Genomic DNA, 1,209 nt, shown 5'->3' with positions numbered 1-1,209 from the left:
AGAGCAGGCGGGAAAAATATGCCTGTTATCTCGGCTGATGAGGCTAATATGGTACCTACAAGGTTGGTTACTTGAGTGCGTTGGGCTACGATTTGTTCGTGTGTGAGCTGGGCTATCTGTGTTGAAGCGGTATAGCTGGCGTTCATCACATCGGTAAGGGTTGGTTGGGCTGGGGCACTAAGGGCTTTGCCAACGGACTGATTTGCCGATGAGCTCATTAGCACATCATCTTTTTTTAAATACGGTAGTTCTTTTTCCGTATTGATAGTGCCGTCAATTACGTAATAACCGCTATTGAGGTTGGCGGTTTTTTGGTTTTTAGGTATCACCAAATATACGTGGGTGTAGCCGTCGGGGTGGGACGGTTGTACAATACGCCTCATATAGTGCTTTATGCCCAGATTGAGTAGCACGGTGCTGCCAAAAATGGTGTAACTCTTGCAGTCTATACCGCTATAGCGAGATGCCCAGCTGCAGGCGGGGGAGCGTAGCATCTGGGCATCGCCGTCTATAGCGTACTGGAAGTGCCAAAAAAGAAACTGATGCAAGGCACTACAGAGAGAATAGAGAGATTTGTATGAAGAAAAGAAACGTAATGTAAGTAATTTGGTGTGATGCTGATACTTGCGGGCTGTGGCTGCCATATTGGTTATGGCAAATGAAGTATCGCCGCGACCGAGTAGCTTAGAACTACAGTCGGACGCGGGTATATAAGGAGCGTATAGGGTACCTGCCTGCAAAGGACGGTAAAGCCCTTGATTAATTTGCTGATTTGTCAAATTATCCATTGCTGATTAGCATTTTTGGGGCAAATATAAGACAGCAGGCAGGGTGCTTGGTCGGAATTGGTCGGAATTGGTCGGAATTGGTGTGGTTTTATTAATTTGCTAATTAATATTTCGTTTTTTTATTTCGTCTTTTATATACGTAGAGAGTTCGTAGCCCTGTGGAGTACCATATCGGGCTACGAAAATTAGAAATTCAGTAAATGTTAGGTTATGTGTGTGTTTAGAGGCGTGAGGGCGATGCTCGGCTATGATTTCGTTAAGCCAATATCGCAAATTGCGTCTGTTGATTTCAGGGCAGTAAAACTCATAGAGTTGCTTTTTGGTGCGCAGGGTTGGGAGTATCTTCATAGTAATTATGGGGTTTAAAGATTGTTTTTTTCGAGCTCATTTTTATAGGTTTTTATGAGGGCTTTTACGCATT

Annotated in this window: 2 protein-coding genes; both read right to left on the bottom strand. The window is 44.1% G+C overall.

Features of this window, described 5'->3' with window-relative positions; all coding sequences use genetic code 11:
* A partial coding sequence (locus HMPREF9074_RS11645; protein ID WP_034541101.1) for a hypothetical protein occupies positions 1-788 on the bottom strand: 788 nt, incomplete at its 3' end.
* Between the two features lie 99 nt (positions 789-887).
* Positions 888-1,136 carry a hypothetical protein gene (locus tag HMPREF9074_RS11640; protein ID WP_009391883.1) on the bottom strand — a complete coding sequence of 83 codons (249 nt, stop codon included), beginning with the start codon at positions 1,134-1,136 and terminating at the stop codon, positions 888-890.
* Positions 1,137-1,209 lie beyond the last annotated feature (73 nt).

Source organism: Capnocytophaga sp. oral taxon 329 str. F0087, assembly GCF_000213295.2.
In the GTDB taxonomy this organism is placed as follows: domain Bacteria; phylum Bacteroidota; class Bacteroidia; order Flavobacteriales; family Flavobacteriaceae; genus Capnocytophaga; species Capnocytophaga leadbetteri_A.
Note: the sequence above shows the minus strand (reverse complement) of the source record. Positions and strands in the feature narration are given on the sequence as shown.

What these genes read in the sequence shown, in the direction of transcription:
- HMPREF9074_RS11640 (WP_009391883.1), bottom strand. Translation starts at nt 1,136, where the DNA reads ATGAAGATACTCCCAACCCTGCGCACCAAAAAGCAACTCTATGAGTTT.